Source organism: Hymenobacter baengnokdamensis (assembly GCF_008728635.1).
Lineage (GTDB): Bacteria > Bacteroidota > Bacteroidia > Cytophagales > Hymenobacteraceae > Hymenobacter > Hymenobacter baengnokdamensis.
Window position 1 is genome coordinate 324,800 of record NZ_CP044285.1, and the last position, 23,599, is coordinate 348,398.

Consider the following 23,599-nt stretch of genomic DNA (forward strand, 5'->3'; position numbering starts at 1 on the left):
ACAGTAAGGCAGAAAAGCCGCGCAAGGTAGCCGCAGCCCCAGGTACTTTTGCCCCATGCTACCCGACCTGACGCCCGCCGCCCTGCACGCCCGCCTTGCCGCCGGCGAGGATATTCAGCTTATCGACGTGCGCGAAGCACGGGAGTTCGACTACTGCCGCATCGCGGGCAGCGCGCTTATTCCGCTGGGCGAGATACCGCGCCGGGCGGCAGAAATCCGCCCCACGGGGCCGGTGGTGCTCATTTGCCACCACGGCGTGCGCTCGGCCCAGGCGCTGGGCTACTTGCAGCACCGCCTGGGCCGCGAAAATCTGCTTAACTTAAGAGGCGGTATCGATGCCTGGAGCCGCGAGGTCGATGCCGGCGTGCCGGTTTATTAAGCTTTAATATTAATAAAGTTTTATATTAAAAATGTCTACCCCTACCCTACCCGACCGCCTGGCTCTGCGTGAGCGCCCCGCCGGCCGGGCGCTGATGCACCAGGACTGGGGCGACCTGCTGTTTATGCACTGGCCCGTGCCGGCCGACGTTATCCAGCCCCACCTGCCTGAGCGCCTGCAGGTTGACACCTACGACGGGCACGCCTGGCTGGGCGTAGTGCCTTTTCGCATGTGGAACGTGCGCAGCCGAGTCACGCCGCCCGTGCCCGGCGTGCGGGAGTTTCTGGAGCTGAATGTGCGCACCTACGTGCACCTCAATGGCGTGCCGGGCGTGTGGTTTTTCTCGCTCGATGCCACCAATGCGCTGGCCGTGTGGGCGGCGCGCACTTTTTTTCACCTGCCCTACTTCCGGGCGCGGCTCACGCTGGAGCGGCCCGCAACCGAGCGCCTGCACTACACCGGCCACCGCGTGCACAACGGCGCCGCGCCGGCCCACTTCACCGCTACCTGGCAGCTGGGCGAGGCCCTGCCGCCGAGTGAACCCGGCTCGCTGGCCTTTTTCCTGACCGAGCGCTACTGCCTGTACGCGGCTGGCGGGCACGCCCCAAATTACGGCGACCGGCTTTACCGGGGCCGCATCGCGCATCAGCCCTGGCCGCTGCGGGCTGCCGAGCTGCTGCACTATGATTCATCGCTGGTTGAAAGCCACGCGCTGCCGACCCCGGCAGGCGCGCCTGTGCTGCACGCGGGCGGCCCGCTCAGCGTGGATTTGTGGCGCTTGCAGCGGGTGTAAGGTTAAATTTGAAATGCGGCAAGGAGCCTGACAAGGTAGTTGGCCCCCGTGCTGCATTCTTCCTTTTCATTGTTAGCTTAAAAGTTGATTTATCCCAATCTGCCCGTTGTAGCTGCCCTGCCCGAGCTGCTGGCGGCGCTCGAAACCAACTCCCGCGCCGTGCTCGAAGCGCCGCCCGGCGCCGGCAAAACAACGGTAGTACCCCTGGCGCTGCTGGCCGCGAGCTGGCGCCAGCCGGCCCAAAAAATTCTGGTGCTGGAGCCGCGCCAGCTGGCTACCCGCGCCGCCGCAGCCCGCCTGGCGCAGCTGCTGGGCGAGCCGGTGGGCCGCACCGTGGGCTACCGCGTGCGCCTCGACAGCAAAGTGAGCGCCGATACACGCATTGAGGTTATTACCGAAGGTATCCTGACGCGCATGCTGCAGGACGACCCGGCGCTGGAAGACGTGGCCTGTATCGTGTTTGATGAATATCACGAGCGCAGCCTGAACGCCGACCTGGGCCTGGCGCTGGCCCTCGACGCGCAGGCCGTGCTGCGGCCCGAGCTGCGCATCTTGCTCATGTCGGCCACGCTGGAGGCGCAGCGGCTGGGCCAGTGGCTGCCCGCACCCGTGGTATCGTCGGCGGGTTTTTTGTTTCCCGTCGAGACCCGGTACCTCGACCCGCGCCGCGCGGCCGCTTTACCCCACAAGCCCGGCGAGCGCCTGGCCGAGCTGGTGCCCAGCCAGGTGCGGGCCGCCCTGGCGGCGCACGAGGGCGACGTGCTGGTATTTCTGCCCGGCGTGGCTGACCTGCAACGCATAGAAAAAAGACTATATGACACCCTGCCGGCTGACACAACCCTGCACCTGCTGCACGGCGAGCTGCCGCTCGAAGCCCAGGATGCCGCCCTGCGGCCCGCGCCAGCTGGCCAGCGCAAGGTTATTCTGGCCACCAGCATCGCCGAAACCAGCCTTACCATTGAGGGTGTGCGGGTAGTGATTGACGGTGGCTATGCGCGGGTGCCGCGCTTTGCGCCGCGCACGGGCTTCACCTCGCTCGAAACCCTGCCCGTGGCCCGCGCCAGCGCCGACCAGCGCCGGGGCCGCGCCGGCCGCCTGGCGCCCGGCACCTGCTACCGCCTCTGGACCGAGGCCGAGCAGCACCTGCTACCAGCGCACCGCCCGCCCGAAATTCATAGCGCTGACCTTAGCGGCCTAATATTAGAGCTGGCCCTGTGGGGCACGCATGACCCGGCCAGCCTGCGCTGGCTCGATGTGCCGCCAGCGGCAGCCGCGGCCCAGGCCCGTGAGCTGCTGCTGCTGCTCGGGGCTTTGGAGAGCGTAGCTAAAGAAATTGAAAATGGCGTGTTAAAAGTTAACACCTCGGTCAAAATCCTGGCTCAGTCCTCGTCTTTTAACGCTTCACCGTTAACTTTTAACACCTCTTCAAATCCCACGGCCCACGGCCGCCAGCTGGCCAGGCTGGGACTGCCGCCGCGCCTCGGCCACCTTGTGGTGCGGGGCACTGAGCTGGGCTACGGCCCGGCGGCCGCTGCGCTGGCTGCCCTGCTGGCCGAGCGCGACCTGCTACGCTGGGCCACGCCCAACGACCCGCGCCCGCTGCCTCCCGACCTGCGCCTGCGCCTCGAAGCATTTGCCAGCGGCCGGCCACCACTGCCCGGCCTGGCCCTGCACCATGCTACCTTGCAGCGCGTGCGCGATGTAGCCCGCCACCTGCAAAGCCGGCTGGGGGTCAAAAATACCTTGGCGCCCACCTCTTTTGCTTCGGCACCCCTCGGGCTACTCACGGCCCTGGCCTATCCCGACCGGCTGGCGCAGCGCGAAGGGGCCGACCGCCTGCGTCTCGTAACGGGCCAGCGCGTAAGTCTGCGCACCGAGGAGGTAGACCCGCAAGCCGAATTTTTTGCCGTGGCTTTCCTGGCGGGCACCGCTACTGCCCCCCGCGCCACGCTGGCCGCGCCACTCGATAAGGAAGAGCTGGAAACCGCTTTTGGCGAGCAAATCGCCACCACGGAGGAAGTACGCTTCGACCCCGCCAGCCAGCGCGTGACGGGCCGGCGCGTGCGCCGGCTGGGCGCCCTGCTGCTGGCCGAAAGTATCATTGGCCAGCCCAACGCCGCACTGGTAGCGCAAGCCTTGCTGAGCTATTTGCAGGAGGCAGGCCTCGAAAAGCTGAGTTGGACGCCCGCCGCGCGCCAGCTGCAGCAGCGACTGGAGTTTTTGCGCTGGCATTTCCCGGCGGCCACGCCCGATGCCTGGCCGGCATTCGACGAGGAAGCGCTGCGGGCCGATTTGCCCGCCTGGCTGGGCCCTCACCTCAACGGCCTCAGGAGCCTCGACCAGGTACAGCGCCTCGACCTCACTGAGCCGCTGCTGGCACGGTTGCCCGGCGGCTGGGCCCAGCGCCAGCAGCTGGACCGCCTCGCGCCCGCCACCCTGGAAGTACCCAGTGGTTCGCATGTTACCCTCGACTATGCCGACCCCGCCGCGCCGGTGCTCGCCGTGAAGCTACAGGAGCTGTTTGGCCTCACCGAAACGCCTGCCGTAGCCGCCGGCAAGGTGCCGCTCTTACTGCATCTGCTATCGCCGGGTGGGCGGCCGGCACAGGTAACCCGCGATTTGCGCAGCTTCTGGGAGAAAGGCTATTTTGAGGTACGCAAAGACCTGAAAGGCCGCTACCCCCGGCACCCATGGCCCGATGAGCCCATGAAGCACATTCCTACCAGGCTTACCAAAAAGCGGCTCGGAACGTCCTAGATTCTGCTTGGCTGGCACAAGAAGTTCAAGCGGCAGCACAAAAAAAGTTGTGTCAGCACAAATAAACCGAGTTTGCAAATCAAGCTATCCGTCAATTCTGAGCTTGTGAAGCGGTTTGGGTAGTCAAAAAACGTTTGTCAGGCAGGTCCGCCAAACAAACGCCCCCCTTTGCGCGTCTTTATCGCCTTCGTTTACAAGTTTTTTACTTTTGCATTCCATGACCAAGCATTGGTTTATTACCGGTGTCAGCACCGGCTTTGGCAAGCACCTGGCCGAGTTGGCGCTCGCCAAAGGCGACAAGGTAGCGGCCACCTTCCGCCAGCGGGCGCAGGCCGACGAGTTTACCCGCAAAGCTGGCCCCAACGGCATTGGCCTGGTAGCCGATGTGGCCGACGAGGCGGCCGTGAAGCAGGCCGTAGCTGCTGCCATTGAGGCGCTCGGGCATCTCGACGTAGTCGTTAACAACGCCGGCTACGGCTCGATGGGGCCCATTGAAGAAGTGCCTGATGCCGAAGTGCAGCGGCAGTTCGACATCAACGTATTTGGTCCGTTGCGGGTGCTGCGGGCGGTGTTGCCCCACCTGCGCCAGCGCAAAAGCGGCCATATCCTCAACATCACCAGTATTGGCGGGCTGCGGGCTTTTCCTGGAGTGGGCATTTATAACGGCTCCAAGTTTGCGCTCGAGGGTATCGGGGAAAGCCTCGCGGCTCAGGTGGGGCCGTTGGGCATCCATGTCACCAATGTGGAGCCCAGTGGCTTCCGCACCGACTGGGCCGGGCGCTCGGCCACTTATACCGAGCCGGCCATTGCCGATTACCGGGCCACGGCCGGCCAGAACATGGCCAATATTCAGAGTTACAGCGGCCAGCAGCCCGGCGACCCCGAGCGCGCTGCCCAGGCCATGTTTGACCTCGTGCGCCTGGAAAACCCGCCGCTGCATCTGCCCCTTGGCAAAGCCGCCGTAAAGGGTGCCCTGGATAAGTTTACAACCATTAAGGCAGAAATTGAGCAGTACGCCCACATTGGCAACGGGGCCGATTTTCCGAGCTAGCCAGCTTTTCGCTGCTAGCTAAAAACGTCATGCCGAGCTTTTCGGAGCGTCTCTACCTCATCGGTGCACGGTGGGGCAGCGATACTTCGGCAAGCTCGGCATGACGTGCTTTTGGGAAGTCCTGCGCCTACTCAGCCTTATCTTCACCCCATGCCCAGTTTGCCTCCGCCCGCTGCCAACGACTTCGAAGCCCAGAGCTGGCAGCAGCTGCAAGACCTGCTTTTTCACGAAACCTGGGATGCCCGCCTGGGGCGCTACCGCTCGCCTTTCGTGTATCGGGGTATGCGCAGCTTTGGCTATACCCTCAGCACCAGTTTGCAGCGCCTGGGTGGCAACTATCACCTATTGGAGCATCACCTGCTGCGCAACTTTCGCAAGTATGCCCGCGACACCACTACCCCACCCAGCGCCACGGTCTGGGACTGGCTGGCCCTGGCTCAACACCACGGCCTGCCCACCCGCCTGCTTGACTGGACCTACTCGCCCTACGTGGCCCTGCACTTTGCTACCGACGACCTGAATGCCTACCACCAGGACGGCATACTATGGGCCCTGAACTACGTAAAAGCAGCCGAGCACCTGCCCCCAGCCCTGCGCGACGCGCTGGCCAGCGAGGGCTCCAATGTATTTACTTCCGAGCTGCTGGCCCCCGTCGTGCCCGACCTGCACGCGCTGGCCGGCCTGAAGGCCAAACCTTTTGTGCTGTTTCTGGAGCCCCCCTCCCTCGATGCCCGCATCGTGCATCAGTACGCCCTGTTTGCCCTCATGAATACGCCCGAAGCCGCCCTGCATGAGTGGCTGGCGCAGCGCCCCGAGCTGTATTTCCGCATCCGCATTCCGGCCCGCCTGAAATGGGAAATACGCGATAAATTAGACCAGGCTAATATTACTGAGCGCGTATTAATGCCCGGCCTGGGCGGCCTGAGTCGCTGGCTGCATCGTCATTACTCAGCGGCCCAGGGCCGCCCGGCTACTGCCGATGGAGCCGAGCTACCCGGCTAGTAGGGCAGTTCAATAGCTATAGCGTGCAATTCAGCGAGAATTTTTGCTTACTCAGCGACTTTACTAGGTAATATCTAGCAAGTAAGTAGTAATTTTGTATTGTAAACGATGAAGAAACGCGATTCTTATCCACGTATCTCCAAAGTTTTATTCCCTTAACAGTCTCTGCGGCGGCACCTTGTTCCGCGCTCCGGCTGCTCTTATCGTTTCGGTCATGCCGAAACAACAGCTTGGTTTTCTTGTGGAAAAGGAACCTGTTGGAAAGGCTCGTCCCGATTGGGGCGAGTCTTTTTTGTTTTTGTGCGGCTGTTTCCTGGCTTGGGCTGTTAGTAGCCGCGCCGCCCATCATGGTAATAGCCGCGGTCATGGTCGTGGTAGCCGCGCCGGCCTCTTTCCTGGATAATGCAGGAGCTCAGCGCCATACTGCAAAGCACTGCCAGCGGCAAAGCGTAGCGAGCGAAGGAGGTTGCCATAGCAAAACTGACTTTAACGTTATCTGGTAATGGGTTTTCCTACCTACAACGGCCATCTCCCTGGCAGGGTTGGGGTGGCAAAGTGCAACCGACCATAGGCCGGGCCCGCATCTGCGCTGTATATTTGTCTGGCAATACGGTTTTCTGCCCAAACCCCCTGTTGCTATGGCCGACCACGCCACCCCCAAAATCGCCTTCGAGGCCCTGACCTACGACGACGTACTGCTCCTGCCCGCCTACTCGGAGGTACTACCCCGCGACTGCGACCCCGGTACCCAGCTTACCCCGCGCATCCGGCTGCACCTGCCCCTCATCTCGGCCGCGATGGATACCGTGACGGAAGCCGACATGGCGATTGCGCTGGCGCAGGCTGGCGGCCTCGGTATCATCCACAAGAATATGAGCATCGGCAAGCAAGCCGAGCAGGTACGGCGCGTGAAGCGCAGCGAGTCGGCCCTTATCCAGGACCCGTTTACGCTGCCGCCCACCGCCTCGCTGGCTGATGCCCGCAAGCTGATGCGCCAGCACAACATCGGGGGCATTCCGGTGGTGGAGGCCAATCGCCGCCTGGTGGGCATTCTTACCAGCCGCGACCTGCGCTTTGAAAAGGATTTTAGCGCGCCCGTTACAACCGTAATGGTGCCGCTCGACCGCCTCGTGACAGCCCCCGCCGGCATCGACCAGGCCGCTGCCGAGGATATGCTGCAAGACCGGAAGGTAGATAAGCTGCCTTTGGTAGATGCTGAAGGCCGCCTCACGGGCCTTATGACCTACAAGGATATCCGAAAGCGCCGCCGCTCGCCGCAGGCCAGCAAAGATGGCCTGGGCCGCCTGCGCGTGGGCGCTGCCGTGGGCGTCACGGCCGACCTCTTGCAGCGCACGGCCGCGCTGGTTGAAGCCGGAGTTGACCTCATCAGCATCGACACGGCCCACGGCCACAGCAAAGGCGTGCTCGACGCCGTGCGCCTGCTTAAGCAAACATACCCAACCCTCGATATAATGGCCGGCAACGTGGCTACCGCCGCCGGGGCTCGCGCCCTGGCCGAGGCTGGTGCCGAGGTAGTTAAGGTTGGGGTAGGTCCTGGCTCTATCTGCACCACGCGCATTATCGCCGGCATCGGCGTACCCCAGCTTTCGGCAGTGCTCGAAGCCGCCCGCGGCGTCGAGGGCACCGGGGCTACCATCGTAGCCGACGGCGGCATCAAGTTTTCGGGCGATATCGTGAAGGCACTGGCTGGCGGAGCGGCCGCCGTTATGGTGGGCTCGCTGCTGGCCGGCACCGAAGAGTCGCCGGGCGAGCTGATTATCTACGAAGGCCGCAAATACAAAAGCTACCGCGGCATGGGCTCGGTCGAGGCAATGGAAGATGGCTCCAAGGACCGCTACTTTCAGGATGCTGAAGACGATGTAAAGAAGCTCGTGCCGGAAGGCATTGTGGGGCGGGTTCCCTTCAAAGGCAGTGTAAGCGAAGTGCTGTACCAGCTGGCCGGGGGCCTGCGCGCCGGCATGGGCTACGTGGGCGCCCCCGACCTGCCTACGCTGCAAGCCGCGCAGTTTGTGCGTATCACCGGGGCGGGCCTGCGCGAAAGCCATCCGCACGATGTGCAGATTACCCGCGAGGCCCCCAATTACTCGAGTCGCTAAGGCTACTACTCCTGGCTGTTGGTTTTTAGTGGCTCTTGGCCAGCTTTGCAGCGAAATGGCCCGGCTACGAAAAACCAACCGCTAGGAACTAGTCCGCTCATTCGTAGTTTTGCGCCTTGTCTTTTTTTCGGCCGGGTAGTAGAGCGTTGTATGCAGGAGGCGGCCGCGCTCTGTTTTTGCCCCCTCTTCTATGCCCAAATTTCGCAGTTCGGTCTGGCTTATAGTAGTAGCAGCCTTATGCTGGCTGCTATTGCTGCTCGGCACGCTCAGCCAGGGCCGCACGGTATTGGGGCTGCCGCCAGACTGGCCGCGCTGGCTGCTTTTACTGGCGCAGGGCGGCTTTGCGGCCAGCGTGTTTCTTTACACCCGACTCCAGCCCGACCCCCTGAGCGGGCACGGCTTCCTGGCGCTGCTGCTCCGCCTGTTTTGGCGGGGCCTCATACTTACGGGGCTGCTTGTTGGCGTACAGGCCTTTGTGCGGCTGGCAGCTGACCACTCCTTGCCGCTTCCCGGCGACATTACGGCCAGTGTCGGCTATACTATCAGCCTGGCACTTTTTATTATTCTGCTGGCGCGCACGCTCTACATCTGGCGCTCGCTGGTCAACTTTCGCGGCAGCCCCCGGCTACAGCGCGAATGGACGGCTTTTGAGGTTATCCTGGGCATTACGCTGCTATTTCAGCTCTTTGTGTGGCATACTCCCGACTATGTCCGGGTGGCCGTTATCACGGGCCTGGGCCTCTTTGGGGTATACCTGAGTGGGCACCAGCGCTGGGTTGCTTACCTCAGCCAGGGCCAGAAGCTGCAGGCTATTATGCTGCAGCTGGGCGTGTTAGGCTTTCTGACGCTCTTTCTGTTCTACCTGCGCAATGCCCAGACCGACCCCGCGCTGCTGACTCCGCCCACGCAGCAGGCCTTCCTGGCGCTTACTTCTTTCTTCGCCGTTTTTTACGCCGTGGCCGGCTTGCTGGTCACGCTTTTCAACCTGCCCATTGCCGACGTCTATGAGCAGCGACGGGCCGAAATCCTGAGCCTGCAGCAGCTGAGCCAGATTATCCAGCGCGGCCAGACGGCCGCCGAAATATACCAGGCCCTCTTTACCTCGGCAGTGCAAACCATCCGGGCCGACGCCGCCTGGCTCGATGCGCCGGCTCAGCCCATCGACACAACCGGCCCGGCCCCCGCTGCGCCTACGCATGAGCTGCTCCCAGCCGACCTGGCAGCGCTGCGCCCTCAGTTGGCGGCACTGGTGGAGGCCGGGCAAGCCGAGATTATCGACAACGACCTGCTGCGCTCGCAGCGCCTCGTGGGCCTGAGCCAGAAATATGGCTCCGCCGCTATATTACCCCTGCGTAGCACCACGCACGACTACGGCCACCTGCTGCTGCTGAAAAAAAACCAGGCTGGCTTCGAGCCCGAAGACCTGAGTATTCTGCACACGTTTACGACCCAGACCGTCCTGAGCCTCGAAAACTTGCAGCTGGCTCAGGAAGCCCGCATCAGCCAGCGGGCTCAGGATGAGCTGCGCATTGCCGCGCTGGTGCAGGAGCGCCTCATCCCCAAGCACCTGCCCACCGACAACTGGTTTGAAATCAGCACCTATGCGCAGGCAGCCAAGGAGGTAGGCGGCGATTTTTACGACTTTCTGCACTTGCCGGGCCAGCGCCTGGCGGTACTTATCGGCGATGTATCGGGCAAGGGCGTAACGGCGGCCTTTCACACGGCCCAGATGAAAGGCATCTTCCACGCCCTTATGCAGCCTAATCCGCTGGCTAAGAAAGACCGCGAGCGCTACCCCGACCCGCATCGCTTTATGGTGCTGGCCAATGAGGCGCTCACGCACTGCCTGGAGCGCTCGTCATTTATCACGGCCTCGTTTTACCTCATCGATTACGAAGCCGGCGGCTTTAGCTTTGCCCGCGCCGGGCACTGCCACACGCTTTATTATCACTCTATCAAGGAGGAGGTAAGCTATTTCCGCAGCGAAGGCCTGGGCCTGGGCATTTTGCGCGATGCCAGCTATGGCCGCCACGTCAAAAACCAGTTCTGGGATTACAACCCCGGTGATGTAATGGTGATTTATACCGATGGCATTCCCGAAGCCCGCAATGCCGACGGCGACGAGTATGGCGAAGAGCGTCTGGCTCAGATGCTGGGCCAGTGCTTTTACCAGTCGGCCGAAGAAATAAACCAGTACATTCGCGAAGATGTGCAGGAGTTCAGCAAAGGCCTGCCCCTGCACGACGACCAGACCCTGCTCGTCATTAAGTTCAAGTCAGCCCAACCCCAACCCTAGCCCCCGCGTATGGGGCCTATTATGAAAGTAACTGCTCAACCCGCTGACACTACCCTTACGCTTATCCTCGACGGGGAGCTGGATGCCTCCTCCGCCGTGATACTCGACACTGAGCTCAACAAGCCTGAGCTGCTTAATTACAAAAGAGTACTGATTGACTGCCACCGACTTAGCTACATATCATCGGCTGGCCTTGGCGTATTTATCTCCCACTTGCAGCGCCTGCAGGATTCCAACGTCAAGCTGGTATTCTATAATATGCAGGAAAAGGTATTTAACGTATTCGAGATTCTGGGCCTCGATTCCTTAATGACTATCGTACCCACCGAAAAAGAGGCGCAGGCTGCTTAATCAGTAGCTTACCCGCAGCTGACCAACACTGAACAAACTATTTACTACTTGTAGCTTCTCTGTTCTTCTGCTGCCCTGTTTTCCGCCTTCGCCATGCAAGACCGCATCCGCATTAGTTGTTCGCGCCAGAACCTGCAGCAGGTGCGTGACTTCGTGCGCAGCTTTTTGCTGAGCGCTCATCGTAAAGAGATTACCGTCAACCAGGTAGTGTTGGCAGTAGATGAGGTGATGGCCAACTTTATCATCCATGCTAATGGCGAAGATGCCAGTCAGTTTCTGGATTTGCTGCTGGTTCTTACTGACCGACAGCTTGATATCGAGATTGAAGACCACGGCAGCACGCTGTTTCTGCCTCCGGGCAAGGTAGCCACGCCCGACTTGCGCGCCTACATTCAGCAGGGTCGCAAGGGTGGCATGGGCATGGCCCTGGTATCGCGCATCATGGACCGGGTAGAGTTCTTTGAGCGCAACTCGCATACCGTTTGCCACCTAAGCAAAGAGATTATCTGACTCACAGACTTTTCCAGCTGTGATTTCCGCAACGGGTAAGTCGCCTTAAGGGTGGCTTACCCGTTGGTATTTTCAGGCAAAACCAGGCCCGCGGCAATCGCTTCGGACGCGCCTGGCTATCAGCATCAGCAGAGCGCCAACCCGCGCCCGCGCATAAGCCGGCAATTTCTTCGTAAAATTGCACCAGTATTGTGCCCGGCATGTTGCCATTTGCCTTTTAATGTGCGTTCAGGCCGGTTCTCTTCATTTTATCTATGCATTCACGCCTCCCGTTGGCCGGTGCCGCTGCCGCCACGCTGCTTCAGCTGGCTGCCTGCCAGGCCAGCAAGCCTACTACCGCCACCAACCCGGCCAGCCAGGCCGTGGCTCAGCCAGTAGCTACCGGCCCCGCCATCGAAACGCTGGGCACTTACCCGGTACCCAGCCGTGAGTTTGCTTACGTTTACAAGAAAAACAACAGCACCGCTGCCGACTACGGCACTCGCTCGAGCGTAACCGACTATCTCACGCTTTATACCAACTTCCGGCTTAAAGTGCTGGATGCTGAAAAGCAGGGCCTCGACACCACGCAGGCATTCCGGCGCGAGCTTGATGGCTACAAGCAGCAGCTGGCGCTGCCCTACCTCACTGAGAAGGGCGTGACCGACCAGCTGGTGCGCGAAGCCTACGACCGCATGGGCCAGGAAATAAATGCCTCGCACATTCTGGTGCGGGTAGCGCCTGATGCGTCGCCGGCCGATACGCTGGCCGCTTATCAGAAAATACAGGCCCTGCGTCAGCGCGTTACGAGCGGCGAAGACTTTGGCCTCGTGGCCAGCGCCAGCAGCGAAGACCCCTCGGCCAAGGAGAATGCCGGCAAGCTCGGCTACTTCACGGCCATGCAGATGGTGTACCCGTTTGAGTCGGCCGCTTACCGCACGCCGGTGGGGCAGGTAAGCCAGCCCATTCGCACGCGCTTCGGCTACCATATTATTAAGGTAAACGATAAGCGCACCGCGCAGGGCGAAATTAAGGTAGCTCATCTGATGGTGCGCGTAACGCCCCAGGCCCCTAAAGCCGACTCGGCGGCGGCCCACAAAAAAATCAATGAGCTGTATGCCCGTCTGCGCAAGGGCGAGAACTGGAACAAGCTTGTGGCGCAGTTTTCGGAAGATGCCGGCTCGGCCCCCAACGGCGGCGAGCTGCCGCCCTTCGGCACCGGCCGCATGATTCCGTCGTTTGAGGAGGTAGCTTTTAAGCTGCAAAAGCCCGGCGACATCTCGGCTCCGGTTCAAACGCCCTACGGCTGGCACATTATCAAGCTCATCGAAAAGCAGCCGCTGGCTGCCTTCGCCACCATGGAGCCGACGCTGAAAAGCAAGGTGGCCAAAGACTCGCGCTCGGAGCTTAACCACGCGGCTTTTCTCAAGCGCATTCGCCAGGAAGACCAGTTTGTGGAGATTCCGGCGGCCAAGACGCTGGCTTTTGCGCAGGCCGATACCGCGCTGGTGCATGGCCGCTACAAGTTTAACGCCGCTACCATGACGGCCAGCGGAGCCAAGGCCTCCAAGCAGACGACCAAAGCCGGTGGCGACAAGCTGCCGCTCTTTACTATTAAAGGCCAGCCTTACACCGTAGCCAGCTTCCTGGCTTACGTGCAGCAGAACCAGCGCCCGCGCCCCACGGCCGAGCCGGCTTTTGTAATGCAGCAGCTCTACGACCAGTACGTAGACCAGAGCCTGACCGAGTTTGAGAAAAACAGCCTGCCCGCCAAGTATGAGGACTACCGCATGCTCGTGCAGGAATACCGCGACGGCATTCTGCTCTTCCAGCTGATGGACACCAAAGTCTGGAGCAAAGCGATTGAGGACACGGCCGGCCTGAAGAAATTCTTTTTGGCCAACCAGGCCAACTATCAGTTTGGGCAGCGCGTGCAGGGTACCGTTATTTCGGCTGCCACGCCGCAGCTGCTGGCCAGGGCGCAGCGCGAGCTGCCAGCCGGCCGCTACGCCATTGCGGGCAAAGCCGGCTCGGCGCTGGTGCACTTTAAGGCCGGCACGGCCACGCCCGCGGGCAGTGGCGGCTCGGCCGTGCTCGACGAGGCAGCCCGGCGAATGAGCCAGGATACGGCTCTTTTTGTGACGGTAGCCGGCCACATCCGCAAGGGCGAGAGCCCGGCGCTGGCTCATCAGCGCGCTTCTGCCGCTATCGACTACCTGGCCAAGACCGGCAAGATTGCCCGCCGCCGACTGGGGGCCGCCCCTACTCGCACGGCGGTCACTGCCGATGGTGATACCCGACTGGAATTCTTCAGCACCGCTACCAGCGCCCTCGAAGCCAACCTCAACCAGCAGAACCCGCTGGCCGTGCAGATTCAGCAGCGTATCTTTCAGAAGGGCGAAAATAAGGTGATGGATGAGTACCTGACCCGCCCGGCGGGCACCTACACTACCCAGCGCGACGGCCGCTACTACGCCATAGTGGTAAAAAAGAGCCTGCCCGCCGGCCCCAAAGCCCTGAGCGATGCCCGGGGCCAGGCCACCAGCGACTACCAGAACTACCTGGAGAAGCAGTGGATTGAGCAGCTGCGCCAGCAGTATCCCGTAAAAGTTAACGAGCAGGAAGTAAATAAGCTGGTCACCAAATAGCGTCCGGCGGCCGGCCTCGCTGCGGCGAGTGATTCCCATTTATACGCAGCTTGCAGGAACCAGAAACGCTAAAAACCTTTTATGTTAGCGCGGCACAGGCGGCAACCTCTGGCCCGCCTCGTGACTCCCTATCTTATGCAACGTATCCTTCGGCGCCTATCCGCCTACTCCTTATTCGCCCTAGCGGCCCTGCTGGCCCTGCCCCATACCTGCTACGCGCAGCTGGGTATCAGCCGCCCCCGGGGCCAGCAGATACTCGATGGCATCGTGGTAAAGGTTGATAACCAGATTATTCTTCGCTCCGAAGTAGAAGGCATTGTGGCCCAGGAGCAGGCCCGTGCCCAGGGCAAGCCCCTGCCGCCCGACCTGCGCTGCAAAATTCTGCAGAGCCTGGTGCTGAGCAAGCTGATGCTGGCCCGGGCCGATATCGACTCCGTAACCGTGACCGATGCGCGGGTCAACAGTGAGCTCGACCGCCGCATGAACTACTTCGTGCAGCAGGTAGGCTCCGAAAAGAAGCTGGAGGAGATGTACAACAAGCCGGTGCGAGTTCTCAAGGAAGACCTGCGACCCCAGGTGCGCGACCAGCTGGTGCAGCAGGAAATGCAGGACAAGATTTCGGGTAAAGTAGCCATCACCCCCCGCGAAGTAAAAGAATACTTCGACAAGGTGCCCAAAGACAGCGTTCCCTATTTCTCAACCGAGGTAGAAGTCGGGCAGATTGTGATTCCGGCGCAGGTAAACGACAAGGCCAAGCAGGAAGCCATTGCCCAGCTCAACGACCTGCGCGGTCGCGTACTGGCGGGCGAGAGCTTCGAGGAATTAGCGAAAAAGTATTCGCAGGACCCTGGCTCGGCCGCTCAGGGCGGTTACCTGGGGTTCTTTAAAAAAGGAGAGCTGGTGCCCGAGTATGAGGCCGCGTCGCGCAAGCTGGAGCCCGGTCAGCTATCGCCGGTGGTGGAGTCGCAGTTCGGCTTTCACCTCATTCAATTTATCGAGCGCAAGGGCGACTCCTATTCAACTCGCCATATATTGCTGAAGCCAGCTGCCGGCGCCGCCGATGCCAGTGTGGCCGCGACCAAGCTGACCCGTATCCGCAATCAGATTCTGAAGGACAGTATTTCTTTTGCCAAAGCAGCGAAGGATTTCAGCACCGATAAGATAACCGCTGCCAACGGCGGGCTGCTGGCCAACCGGGCCGATGGCGGCTCGAAGCTGCCCCTCGATAAGCTCGACCCAGCCGTTTTCTTTATTATCGATACTATGAAGGTGGGCCACATTACGCCCCCGCTGCCCTACCGTACCGACGACGGCAAGGAAGCCATGCGCATTCTTTATCTGAAGAGCAACACGCCCCCTCACCAGGCCAACCTGCTCGACGACTACCAGAAGATTTCGCAGGCGGCCCTCACCCAGAAGAAAAACAAGGCACTGGATGAGTGGTACGAAAAGAACCGCAACACCGTATACCTGGAAGTTGCGCCCGAATATGCCGAGTGCAAAGTACTGACTGCCAGCACCGACCAGTAAAAGCGGATAGAAAGTTGGCTAAAAAAGAACGTCATCTCAGCTGGCGTCCGCTTGTCGAAGCAGCTTGCCCGTGCCACCTGGGTCATTACGCCAACGATGCGAGCACGATGCTTCGGCAAGTTGGGCAGGACGTTCTTTTAGTGTATTATTAGCTTGATAATGGCTCAATTTCAAAACGATAAAGAAGCGGCCGACTCCCTGAAGCAGGCGTATCAGCAGCTGCGGCAGGAAATCGGCAAGGTCATCGTGGGGCAGGACGACGTGGTGCGGCTCGTGCTCACGGCCGTGTTTGCCCAGGGACATTGCCTGCTGGTGGGCGTGCCGGGGCTGGCCAAAACGCTGCTTATCCAGACTATTGCCGACTCGCTCGACCTCTCCTTCAACCGCATTCAGTTTACGCCCGATTTGATGCCCTCCGACATCGTGGGCTCGGAAACTCTGACGCAGCAGCGCGAGTTTCAGTTTGTGAAGGGACCGATTTTTGCCAACATCATCCTGGCCGACGAGATAAACCGGACGCCGCCCAAAACCCAGGCCGCCCTGCTCGAAAGCATGCAGGAGTACGCCGTTACGGTGGCCGGGCAGCGCTACCCGCTGGCGCGGCCATTCTTCGTGCTGGCCACCCAGAATCCGATTGAGCAGGAAGGCACGTATCCCCTTCCCGAAGCGCAGCTCGACCGCTTTATGTTCAACATCGAGCTAGGCTACCCGAGCTACGAGGAGGAGCTGAACATTGTCAAGAACACTACCTCCGACCGCAAGCCGACGGTGAGCAGAATATTACACTCCGACGATATTCAGGCTTACCAGGCGCTGGTGCGCCGCGTGCCGGTGGCCGACAACGTGGTAGAATACGCTGTAGGGCTGGTGCACAAAACGCGCCCCAATATGCCGCGCACTGCCCCGCGTGCCCAGCAGCTGCTGGAATGGGGCGCCGGCCCGCGGGCCAGTCAGTACCTTATTGTGGCTGCCAAGTGCAACGCCCTGCTCACCGGCAAATACTCGCCCGATATTGAAGACGTGCGCGCCGTAGCTTTGCCTATCCTGCGCCACCGCCTCGTGCGCAACTTCAAAGCCGAAGCCGAAGGCACCACGGTAGAGCAGATTATCAAAGAACTACTTTAAATCATTTAACACTTATCATTTAACATTTAACAGCTTGGCACTCACTGGATTTTATCCTTTGCGTATTGAATGTTGAATGGCAAATGGTAAATGAACTCATGGAAGCCCAAGCGTACTATCAGCAATTTGAGCGCAACGTGCGCATTATTCTCGATGCGCTGGCCGCCGGCCTCGACCTGCGCACCACCGCCCTCGAAACCAGCCTGCCGCTGGAGGTATATGTGCTGTGCGAAGTGCTGAACCAGGGCGCCGGCGAGCATTTTACCCTCACGGCCACCGGAGTGGCGCGGCTGGCCGAGTTTCAGCAGCAGTTTATGCGCCACGAAGACCAGACGCTGGCCGCCATGCAGCGCGTGCTCGCCGATAAGCAGTCGGTCATGCGTACGCCTGAAGGCCGCGTATTTACGAAAGAAATGCTGATTCGCCGCCTGGAGTTCTTCAACGAAGCGGCCCGGCAGGTAAACGTGATGCGTACCCAGCAAGCGCTGGGCAGCCCCCGGCAGTATACGGTCTGAGTGGTGGCTTCGCCCGCTTTATAGCCCAACGAAAAAGGCCGCCTGCTCAGGCGGCCTTTTTCGTTGGGCTATAAAGCGGGCATTACAGTGCGGTAGTACCCGATTTATAAAATCGGTTTTCAAACAATAGCTAAAAAAGCAGCTTGTTTTTGCTGGTGAGGTTGCAGCGTCAGGCAGGGTTATTGTTTGCTCTGCGGGCTGCTCTTCTTACCCAATACAGTGCTCGAAACTGCCCGCCTTTTGTTACGCCCCTATGAGCCCGCCGACGCGCCGGCTTTTTACACGGTGCTCGACCAGAGCCGGGGGCGCCTGCGGGCTTCGTTTCCCGACCGCTTGCGTGCGGTACCTACCTTGGCCGCCGCCCACATTCAGCTCGCCACCTTTGCCCACGACTGGCGCACCGGCCGCTTTTACGTAATGGGCATCTGGCACCGCGAAACCCACGAGTACCTGGGCGATATCTGCCTGATGCCCCAGCGAAACGGGCAAGCCGAAATCGGCTATTACCTGGCCGCCGAAGCTGAAGGCCACGGCTACGCCCGCGAAGCGCTGGCTGCGGTCTGCGCCTTTGGCTTCGAGGCCCCGGTGGCCGCCGAGCGGCTGCTTATTCGCTGCTTTGCCGACAACCTGCGGGCGCAGGCCGTAGCCCGCCACCTGGGCTTTAGCTTGCAGCAACCCGAGCAGCCCGAAGCGCCCCGCTGGCTCCGGCTCAGCTTCTGGGACAGCCAGCTGCCTCAAGCCGACATTCTGCACTTCGTCCGAACGCGCGATGCCGGCAGCTAAACCCCGGCTGTCGCTCTTTTTAGCCAGGTTTTAAATATATTAAATATACTATATTTACTGCCCGACGCGCACTCGCCTGCCCACATTGCTCAGCAGCCATTCCTGCCGAAAGTTGAGGTAAACGCCGAAAGAAAAATCGAGCAGGCTGCGGTTGAAGTCGTATACCGGCTCGACGCGTACCGTCAGGGCCGCCGCGTCGGAGATGCGGAAGTCGCGCAGCAGGCGCACGAGCAGCAGGCGACGGTCGGCCTCGCTATAGCCGGGGGTACCGTAGCGCGAGGCCACCGACTGGTAGTACGTGCCACCGAAGGGTGCGTAAAACTGATGCCCCTGCCAATAGCTCAGCATGAGGTCAACGTAGCGGGTTTCGAGCGTGCTATTGAGATACAGCGCGTTGCCGTTGTTGAAAGGCAGCAGGAATACGCTCGAATGGTCGCCGTAGAGCAAGCCATAGGCATTTACCCGCACGGCCTGAACTACCGACCCGTGCAGCGGCAGGCGCGCTACTACGCCACTGGCATAGTTAAAAATCGTCTGGATAGGAATGTGCAGCGTATCAATCTGCCCGCCGTGGTGCCGGGCCGTAAACTGAAAGGGAATCGACAGCTGCACCGGGCTATTGTCGCCCGTCAGGCGGAAGCTACTGCTCAGGCCCCCGGCAATCTGCTCCTGGTAGCTCACCCCCGGATACTCCTGCCGCAGCCAGTCGACCCAGGTATCCAGAAACACGCGCCTGGTATTCAGCCGGTACTGCACGCCTTCCTCCAACGGCTTTAGCATCACGCGCTCAAAGTCCATGAGCGGCTCGATGTACTCGTGGTTGAGATTGGCCTTGATATTGCCGAAAATAAACTGGCTGTTCTTGTGTGTCCAGGTGGCACGGTAGGTGGGGCGAACCTGTTTTAATATAGGGTTTCCAAAATCCTTCCAAATAAAAACGCCGGCTTCCAGGCGCAGCTCTTTGGTTGGGTAATACACGAGCTGCGGGTTCAACTGCGTGCCAAACAGCGTGTAACCTTCGACAATGGGGTTGAAATACTCGTTGTCTTTGAAGAAGGTGAAGGCGTTGAGGGAGATGCGCAGGTCTCCTGCATTGGTTGTAATACGACTGGGCTTTCTATTTAGTCGAGCATTCACACTGTCAATCTTTCTATTCACGCTATCAAGTTCCGCGTGGTAGCGCGCTCCCATTCCAGCAATAGCCCCAATACGAAAAAATGACAGCGTATCATTTCTATAAGCACCCGGTTCTGGCGACGTAAACGCCCGGTTATCCAGCTGCGCCCACGCCGGCCCAGCCATAATCAGCACAGCCCCAAGGCTAACTAAAATTTTTAGAAATTTCCCCATAAATTTGGGCGTTTCCGGCACAAAACCGGGGGCCGCTGCGTTAGAAATAGCCGTCGAAAAACAGAACGGTAGCCAGGCTTAGCCTCCTGTTGTGCTGCCTTGCTGCGGTAAACCAAAATACCGTATTTTTACAAACCTAAGTTTCTTTACACCCCAACCCCTTCATGGCCTTAGCAACCAAAAAAGCCGACAAACCTGAAACGGTCGAGAAAGCTGACAAGAATGCCCCCTCCAACCCAGCTGCCGAGAAAGCCAAGGCACTTGCGCTGACGATGGAGAAGCTCGACAAAGCCTTCGGCAAAGGTACCGTGATGAAGCTCTCGGACCAGAAGGTAAACGATATTCCGGCCATCAGCACCGGCTCGCTGTCGCTGGATATTGCCCTCGGCATCGGCGGGTTGCCCCGCGGCCGGGTGGTCGAAATCTACGGCCCCGAATCGAGCGGTAAGACTACGCTGACGATGCATGCCATTGCCGAAGCCCAGAAAGCCGGCGGTACCGCCGCCTTCATCGACGCTGAGCATGCCTTCGACCCTACCTACGCCAAAAAGCTGGGCATTGATGTGGACAACCTCCTCATCGCGCAGCCCGACAACGGCGAGCAGGCGCTTGAGATTGCCGACCAGCTCATCAGCTCGGGCGCTATCGACATCATCGTAATCGACTCCGTAGCGGCCCTCGTGCCGAAAGGCGAGCTCGAAGGCGACATGGGCGACTCGAAAGTGGGCCTGCACGCCCGCCTCATGAGCCAGGCCCTGCGCAAGCTCACCGGCACCATTAACAAGACTAACTGCCTGTGCATCTTCATCAACCAGCTGCGTGAGAAAATCGGCGTGATGTTTGGCTCGCCCGAAACCACGACCGGCGGTAACGCCCTGAAATTCTACGCTTCGGTGCGCCTCGACATCCGGCGTATCGGCCAAATCAAGGAAGACAAGGACAACGTAACCGGCAACCGCACCAAGGTGAAGGTGGTGAAAAACAAAGTCGCACCCCCCTTCAAGGTGGTTGAGTTTGACATCATCTACGGCCAGGGAATCTCGAAAGTCGGCGAAATCGTTGACCTCGGCGTCGACATGGGCATCATTGGCAAGTCGGGCTCGTGGTTTAGCTACGATGGCAACAAGATTGGCCAGGGCCGAGAAGCCGTAAAAACCCTGCTGCTCGACAACCCCGAGCTGGCTGACCAGATTGAGGCTAAAATCCGCACCATGGCCAAGGGCGATGAGGACATTATCCCCGTGGACATGAGCGGCCCCGAAGACGGCGACGACACGCTGTAAGCGACCAGCTTAGTTTATTTTTCGTAAAGCCCCGCTGCCAGCTGGCAGCGGGGCTTTTTGCGTCTGGCTAAGGCAACCCTACGCGGTGCTCACTGCGTAGTTTTGTGGCTGGCATCTGGTTTGTACCGCTTTCGCTGCTTTCGTTTTCTACTGCTCTTATGCCGCGCTGCTGGCTAGTTATTCCCTTGCTTTGGCTATGCGCCGCCGCGACGCAGCCCCCCGGCACCGCCGAGCCCGTACGCCTGTGGCCCAATACCAGCTTTAAAACCGGCGAAACCATTCGCTACAAGGTTCATTATGGGGTGATTAACGCAGCCGAAGCAGTTGTAGAAACCTCCGGCAGCCTGGAGCGGGTGGCCGACCGGCCCTGCTACAAGGCCACCGTGAGCGGCCGTACTACTGGCTCTTTCGATTTTTTTCTGCACGTAAAGGACCAGTGGCGCGCCTACATCGACACGGCCAGCATCCTGCCGCTGCGCTCCACGCGCGATATTGAGGAAAGCACCTATCGCAAAAAAGAAGTAGTTGATTTCGACCAGGCCCACGCTATCGTAAACGTGCTGCAGACCCACCGCAAAGACCCCATTCGCTACACCTTTAAGGTGCCCAGCAATGTCCAGGAGCTGGTGAGTGGCTTTTACTACCTCCGCACCCTCAACTACGACCACATGAAGCCGGGCGAGGTTATCCACATGGGAGGCTATTTCGACGAATCTACTTTTAATCTGGAAGTCGTCTTTAAAGGCCGCGAGATAGTCGAAACCAAAGCCGGCCCCGTGCACGTGCTTAAGCTAGTGCCCAAGCTGCCTACCAACCGCATTTTCCGCGGCGAAGACGCCATCAAAGTGTATCTCTCCGACGACCGCAACAAGATTCCGGTACTGTTTCAGGCCGAGATGTTTGTGGGCGCCGTGAAAGTAGATATGTATAAGTACGAGGGCCTCAAAAGCCGGCTTAATATGGTCAGACAAAATACAGATTCCGCAAAAGACTAATAGATGAGCAGGCAGCCTATTATTCACCTGTTTTCTGGCTTTTGCCGCCCCTACTATCGGCGTCACACAAACGTAACACGGCTGCCGCGCGGGAGCAGGTAATTTTGTAGCGCGAAAGTCCTTACCCCTTTCGCCTCACCGCCGTGGCCACGCCCGCCCCCCAACGGTTAACGCAAGCGAAGTCCGCTGCCTACCGGATTCTGGTTGTCGACGACGACCCCGATATTGTGGAGCTGCTGGAATTCAACCTTAAAAAGGAAGGGTATCTCACCGCTTCAGCCGGCGACGGCCGCCAGGCCCTGGCCATAGCGCAGGAGTTTACCCCCGATATCATCCTGCTCGACGTCATGATGCCCCACCTCGATGGTATCGCTACCTGCCGGATGCTGCGGGAGCAGAAAAAATTTAAAGATACATATATTTTATTTTTAACTGCCCGAGCGGAGGAATTTTCCGAAGTAGCGGCCTTTGAGGCCGGTGCCGACGACTTTCTGGCGAAGCCCATCAAGCCGCGGGCGCTGCTCAGCCGGCTGGCGGCCATCGTGCGCCGCGACCAGGACCCCCACGCCGGGGTGGAGGCCATCGACATCAACGGCCTGCGTATCGACCGCACCGCCTTTGCGGTGTATCAGGACGGGCGTAAAATCACGCTGCCTAAAAAGGAGTTTGAGCTGCTGGCCTTCCTGGCGGCCTCGCCGCACAAGGTATTCAGCCGCGATGAGCTGCTGCAGAATATCTGGGGCAACGATGTATTTGTGCTGGCCCGCACCGTGGATGTGCACGTGCGCAAAGTGCGTGAAAAAGTGGGCGACCACCACATCCAGACCATTAAAGGCGTGGGCTATAAGTTTAATGCGGACTAATTACCTGCTTATTATTAAGGCAGAAGCAAGATAGAAGAACGTCAGGCTGAGCTTGTCGAAGCATCTCTACCGCGCCGCTAGGGTCGTTCAGTAGAGATGCTTCGACAAGCTCAGCCTGACGTTCTAATTTTACTCTATTTTCCCCTAAAAAATTTCGCCGCCCCATGAACCTCTCCTCCCGCACCATTGCCGTTCTGATTGCGCTGCTGGTAGCGGGGGTACTTACTACGTTTGCTTACCTGGCACCTACTCTGCCTACGCATCAGGCGTTTCTGGCGGCGGGCATCACCGTGGCAGCTTGCTTCTTATTGATTTACCTATCTTTTGAGGCCCTGATTTTTCAGGAAATCAACGGCATCTATTCCCGACTGGAGCATATTAAGCGCAAAGAGTTTAAGCGCCTCAGCAACAAGTTCTTATTTCGCCCCGAGCCCCTGCGGCGCATTGGCGACGAGATAGTGGAGATGGCCGAGCGCCGCCAGCAGGAGCTCGATGAGCTGATGCGCCTGCAGGCCCTGCGCCGGGAGTTTCTGGCCGATGTGTCACACGAGCTGAAAACCCCGCTTTTTGCGGCGCAGGGCTTTGTGCATACCATTCTGGATGAGGAAGAAGAAAACCCGGACCAAGGCATGGACCCGGCCACCCGGCGCAAGTTTTTGCAGCGGGCCGCTGCCAGCCTCGACGCGCTCGATGCGCTGGTGCAGGACCTGGTCACGATTTCGCAGCTGGAAAAAGGAGTCATTCGCATGCGGCGGCAGCGCTTCGACCTCGTTGGGCTGGTGCAGGAGCTGTTTGAGTTGCTGGAGCAGCAGGCCCAGCGGCGCGGCACCACGCTGGAGCTGTTTCCGCCGCACCTGGCGGCCGAGGAGCTACCCGTTGTGGCTGACCGCAACCGCATCCGCCAGGTGCTTATCAACTTGATTGACAATGCTATAAAATACGGACGTGAAGGTAATGGCCACGTGGTGGTAGCGCTCACGCCTGGCCGCAATGGCGTACGCATTGCGGTGCGTGACGACGGGGCTGGTATTGCCCCCGAACACCAGGCCCGCATCTTCGAGCGCTTTTACCGGATAGACAAAAGCCGCTCGCGCTCGGCGGGTGGCTCGGGCCTGGGCCTGGCCATCAGCAAGCATATAGTGGAGGCGCACAAGTCTACCATTCACATCAAAAGCGTGCTGAATGAAGGTACTACGATGGAGTTTAAGCTGGCGCGGCCCAAAGCGCTGAAGTAGCTCAACGCCGACGCGGCGAGCCGGACTTACTGGCAGA

At 59.9% G+C, this 23,599-nt stretch carries 20 protein-coding genes; 18 read left to right on the forward strand and 2 right to left on the reverse strand.

Annotation, left to right across the window (positions count from 1 at the left end):
* The first annotated feature begins 55 nt into the window (after nt 1–55).
* From F6X24_RS01300 to F6X24_RS01320, 5 genes are all read left to right on the forward strand, one after another.
* A complete protein-coding gene (locus F6X24_RS01300) occupies nt 56–379 on the forward strand; it encodes a rhodanese-like domain-containing protein (RefSeq protein WP_151085944.1) in 324 nt (107 codons plus the stop codon).
* 31 nt (nt 380–410) lie between these two features.
* On the forward strand, nt 411–1,172 hold the full coding sequence (locus tag F6X24_RS01305; RefSeq protein WP_151085946.1) for a YqjF family protein: 762 nt from the start codon (nt 411–413) through the stop codon (nt 1,170–1,172).
* Between the two features lie 84 nt (nt 1,173–1,256).
* Nucleotides 1,257–3,929, forward strand: coding sequence for an ATP-dependent helicase HrpB (hrpB, locus tag F6X24_RS01310; RefSeq protein WP_151085947.1), 2,673 nt, complete (start codon nt 1,257–1,259; stop codon nt 3,927–3,929).
* A 217-nt stretch (nt 3,930–4,146) separates the two neighbouring features.
* Nucleotides 4,147–4,980 (forward strand): oxidoreductase, encoded by an 834-nt coding sequence (locus F6X24_RS01315; RefSeq protein ID WP_151085949.1) that lies wholly within the window; start codon nt 4,147–4,149, stop codon nt 4,978–4,980.
* Between the two features lie 150 nt (nt 4,981–5,130).
* Nucleotides 5,131–5,982 (forward strand): FRG domain-containing protein, encoded by an 852-nt coding sequence (locus F6X24_RS01320; protein WP_151085951.1) that lies wholly within the window; start codon nt 5,131–5,133, stop codon nt 5,980–5,982.
* A 326-nt stretch (nt 5,983–6,308) separates the two neighbouring features.
* Here the strand turns inward: F6X24_RS01320 and F6X24_RS18820 are convergent, their stop codons facing one another.
* Nucleotides 6,309–6,455: a hypothetical protein gene (locus F6X24_RS18820; protein ID WP_191906409.1), complete on the reverse strand. Its 147-nt coding sequence runs from the start codon at nt 6,453–6,455 to the stop codon at nt 6,309–6,311.
* Between the two features lie 165 nt (nt 6,456–6,620).
* On the opposite strand from F6X24_RS18820, the gene guaB reads away from it, so the two are divergent.
* The 9 genes from guaB (at nt 6,621) to F6X24_RS01365 (ending at nt 17,836) form a co-directional block, all read left to right on the forward strand.
* Nucleotides 6,621–8,099, forward strand: a complete 1,479-nt coding sequence (guaB, locus tag F6X24_RS01325; RefSeq protein ID WP_151085952.1) for an IMP dehydrogenase — start codon at nt 6,621–6,623, stop codon at nt 8,097–8,099.
* A 190-nt stretch (nt 8,100–8,289) separates the two neighbouring features.
* On the forward strand, nt 8,290–10,395 hold the full coding sequence (locus tag F6X24_RS01330) for a PP2C family protein-serine/threonine phosphatase (RefSeq protein WP_151085954.1): 2,106 nt from the start codon (nt 8,290–8,292) through the stop codon (nt 10,393–10,395).
* Nucleotides 10,396–10,416: 21 nt separating this feature from the next.
* Nucleotides 10,417–10,746, forward strand: a complete 330-nt coding sequence (locus F6X24_RS01335) for an STAS domain-containing protein (protein WP_151085956.1) — start codon at nt 10,417–10,419, stop codon at nt 10,744–10,746.
* Between the two features lie 93 nt (nt 10,747–10,839).
* Complete coding sequence (locus F6X24_RS01340; RefSeq protein WP_151085958.1) at nt 10,840–11,256, forward strand: ATP-binding protein; 417 nt, start codon at nt 10,840–10,842, stop codon at nt 11,254–11,256.
* Nucleotides 11,257–11,510: 254 nt separating this feature from the next.
* Nucleotides 11,511–13,883: a peptidylprolyl isomerase gene (locus tag F6X24_RS01345; RefSeq protein ID WP_151085959.1), complete on the forward strand. Its 2,373-nt coding sequence runs from the start codon at nt 11,511–11,513 to the stop codon at nt 13,881–13,883.
* 135 nt (nt 13,884–14,018) lie between these two features.
* Nucleotides 14,019–15,413 carry a peptidylprolyl isomerase gene (locus F6X24_RS01350; RefSeq protein WP_151085961.1) on the forward strand — a complete coding sequence of 465 codons (1,395 nt, stop codon included), beginning with the start codon at nt 14,019–14,021 and terminating at the stop codon, nt 15,411–15,413.
* A gap of 159 nt (nt 15,414–15,572) precedes the next feature.
* Nucleotides 15,573–16,538 (forward strand): AAA family ATPase, encoded by a 966-nt coding sequence (locus F6X24_RS01355; RefSeq protein WP_151085962.1) that lies wholly within the window; start codon nt 15,573–15,575, stop codon nt 16,536–16,538.
* An 83-nt stretch (nt 16,539–16,621) separates the two neighbouring features.
* Nucleotides 16,622–17,053, forward strand: coding sequence for a hypothetical protein (locus F6X24_RS01360; RefSeq protein ID WP_151085964.1), 432 nt, complete (start codon nt 16,622–16,624; stop codon nt 17,051–17,053).
* A 240-nt stretch (nt 17,054–17,293) separates the two neighbouring features.
* Nucleotides 17,294–17,836, forward strand: coding sequence for a GNAT family N-acetyltransferase (locus F6X24_RS01365; RefSeq protein ID WP_191906410.1), 543 nt, complete (start codon nt 17,294–17,296; stop codon nt 17,834–17,836).
* Between the two features lie 54 nt (nt 17,837–17,890).
* On the opposite strand, the gene F6X24_RS01370 is transcribed toward F6X24_RS01365, so the two are convergent.
* Nucleotides 17,891–18,973 carry a hypothetical protein gene (locus F6X24_RS01370; RefSeq protein WP_151085968.1) on the reverse strand — a complete coding sequence of 361 codons (1,083 nt, stop codon included), beginning with the start codon at nt 18,971–18,973 and terminating at the stop codon, nt 17,891–17,893.
* A gap of 485 nt (nt 18,974–19,458) precedes the next feature.
* Here F6X24_RS01370 and recA point away from each other — a divergent pair, with 485 nt between their 5' ends.
* From recA to F6X24_RS01390, 4 genes are all read left to right on the forward strand, one after another.
* Nucleotides 19,459–20,469, forward strand: coding sequence for a recombinase RecA (gene recA / locus F6X24_RS01375; protein ID WP_229725479.1), 1,011 nt, complete (start codon nt 19,459–19,461; stop codon nt 20,467–20,469).
* 158 nt (nt 20,470–20,627) lie between these two features.
* The gene (locus tag F6X24_RS01380) at nt 20,628–21,464 is read left to right on the forward strand and encodes a DUF3108 domain-containing protein (protein WP_151085972.1); all 837 of its coding nucleotides are present in this window, start codon (nt 20,628–20,630) and stop codon (nt 21,462–21,464) included.
* Between the two features lie 143 nt (nt 21,465–21,607).
* The gene (locus F6X24_RS01385) at nt 21,608–22,327 is read left to right on the forward strand and encodes a response regulator transcription factor (protein WP_151085974.1); all 720 of its coding nucleotides are present in this window, start codon (nt 21,608–21,610) and stop codon (nt 22,325–22,327) included.
* A gap of 164 nt (nt 22,328–22,491) precedes the next feature.
* Nucleotides 22,492–23,562, forward strand: coding sequence for a sensor histidine kinase (locus tag F6X24_RS01390; RefSeq protein WP_151085975.1), 1,071 nt, complete (start codon nt 22,492–22,494; stop codon nt 23,560–23,562).
* Nucleotides 23,563–23,599 lie beyond the last annotated feature (37 nt).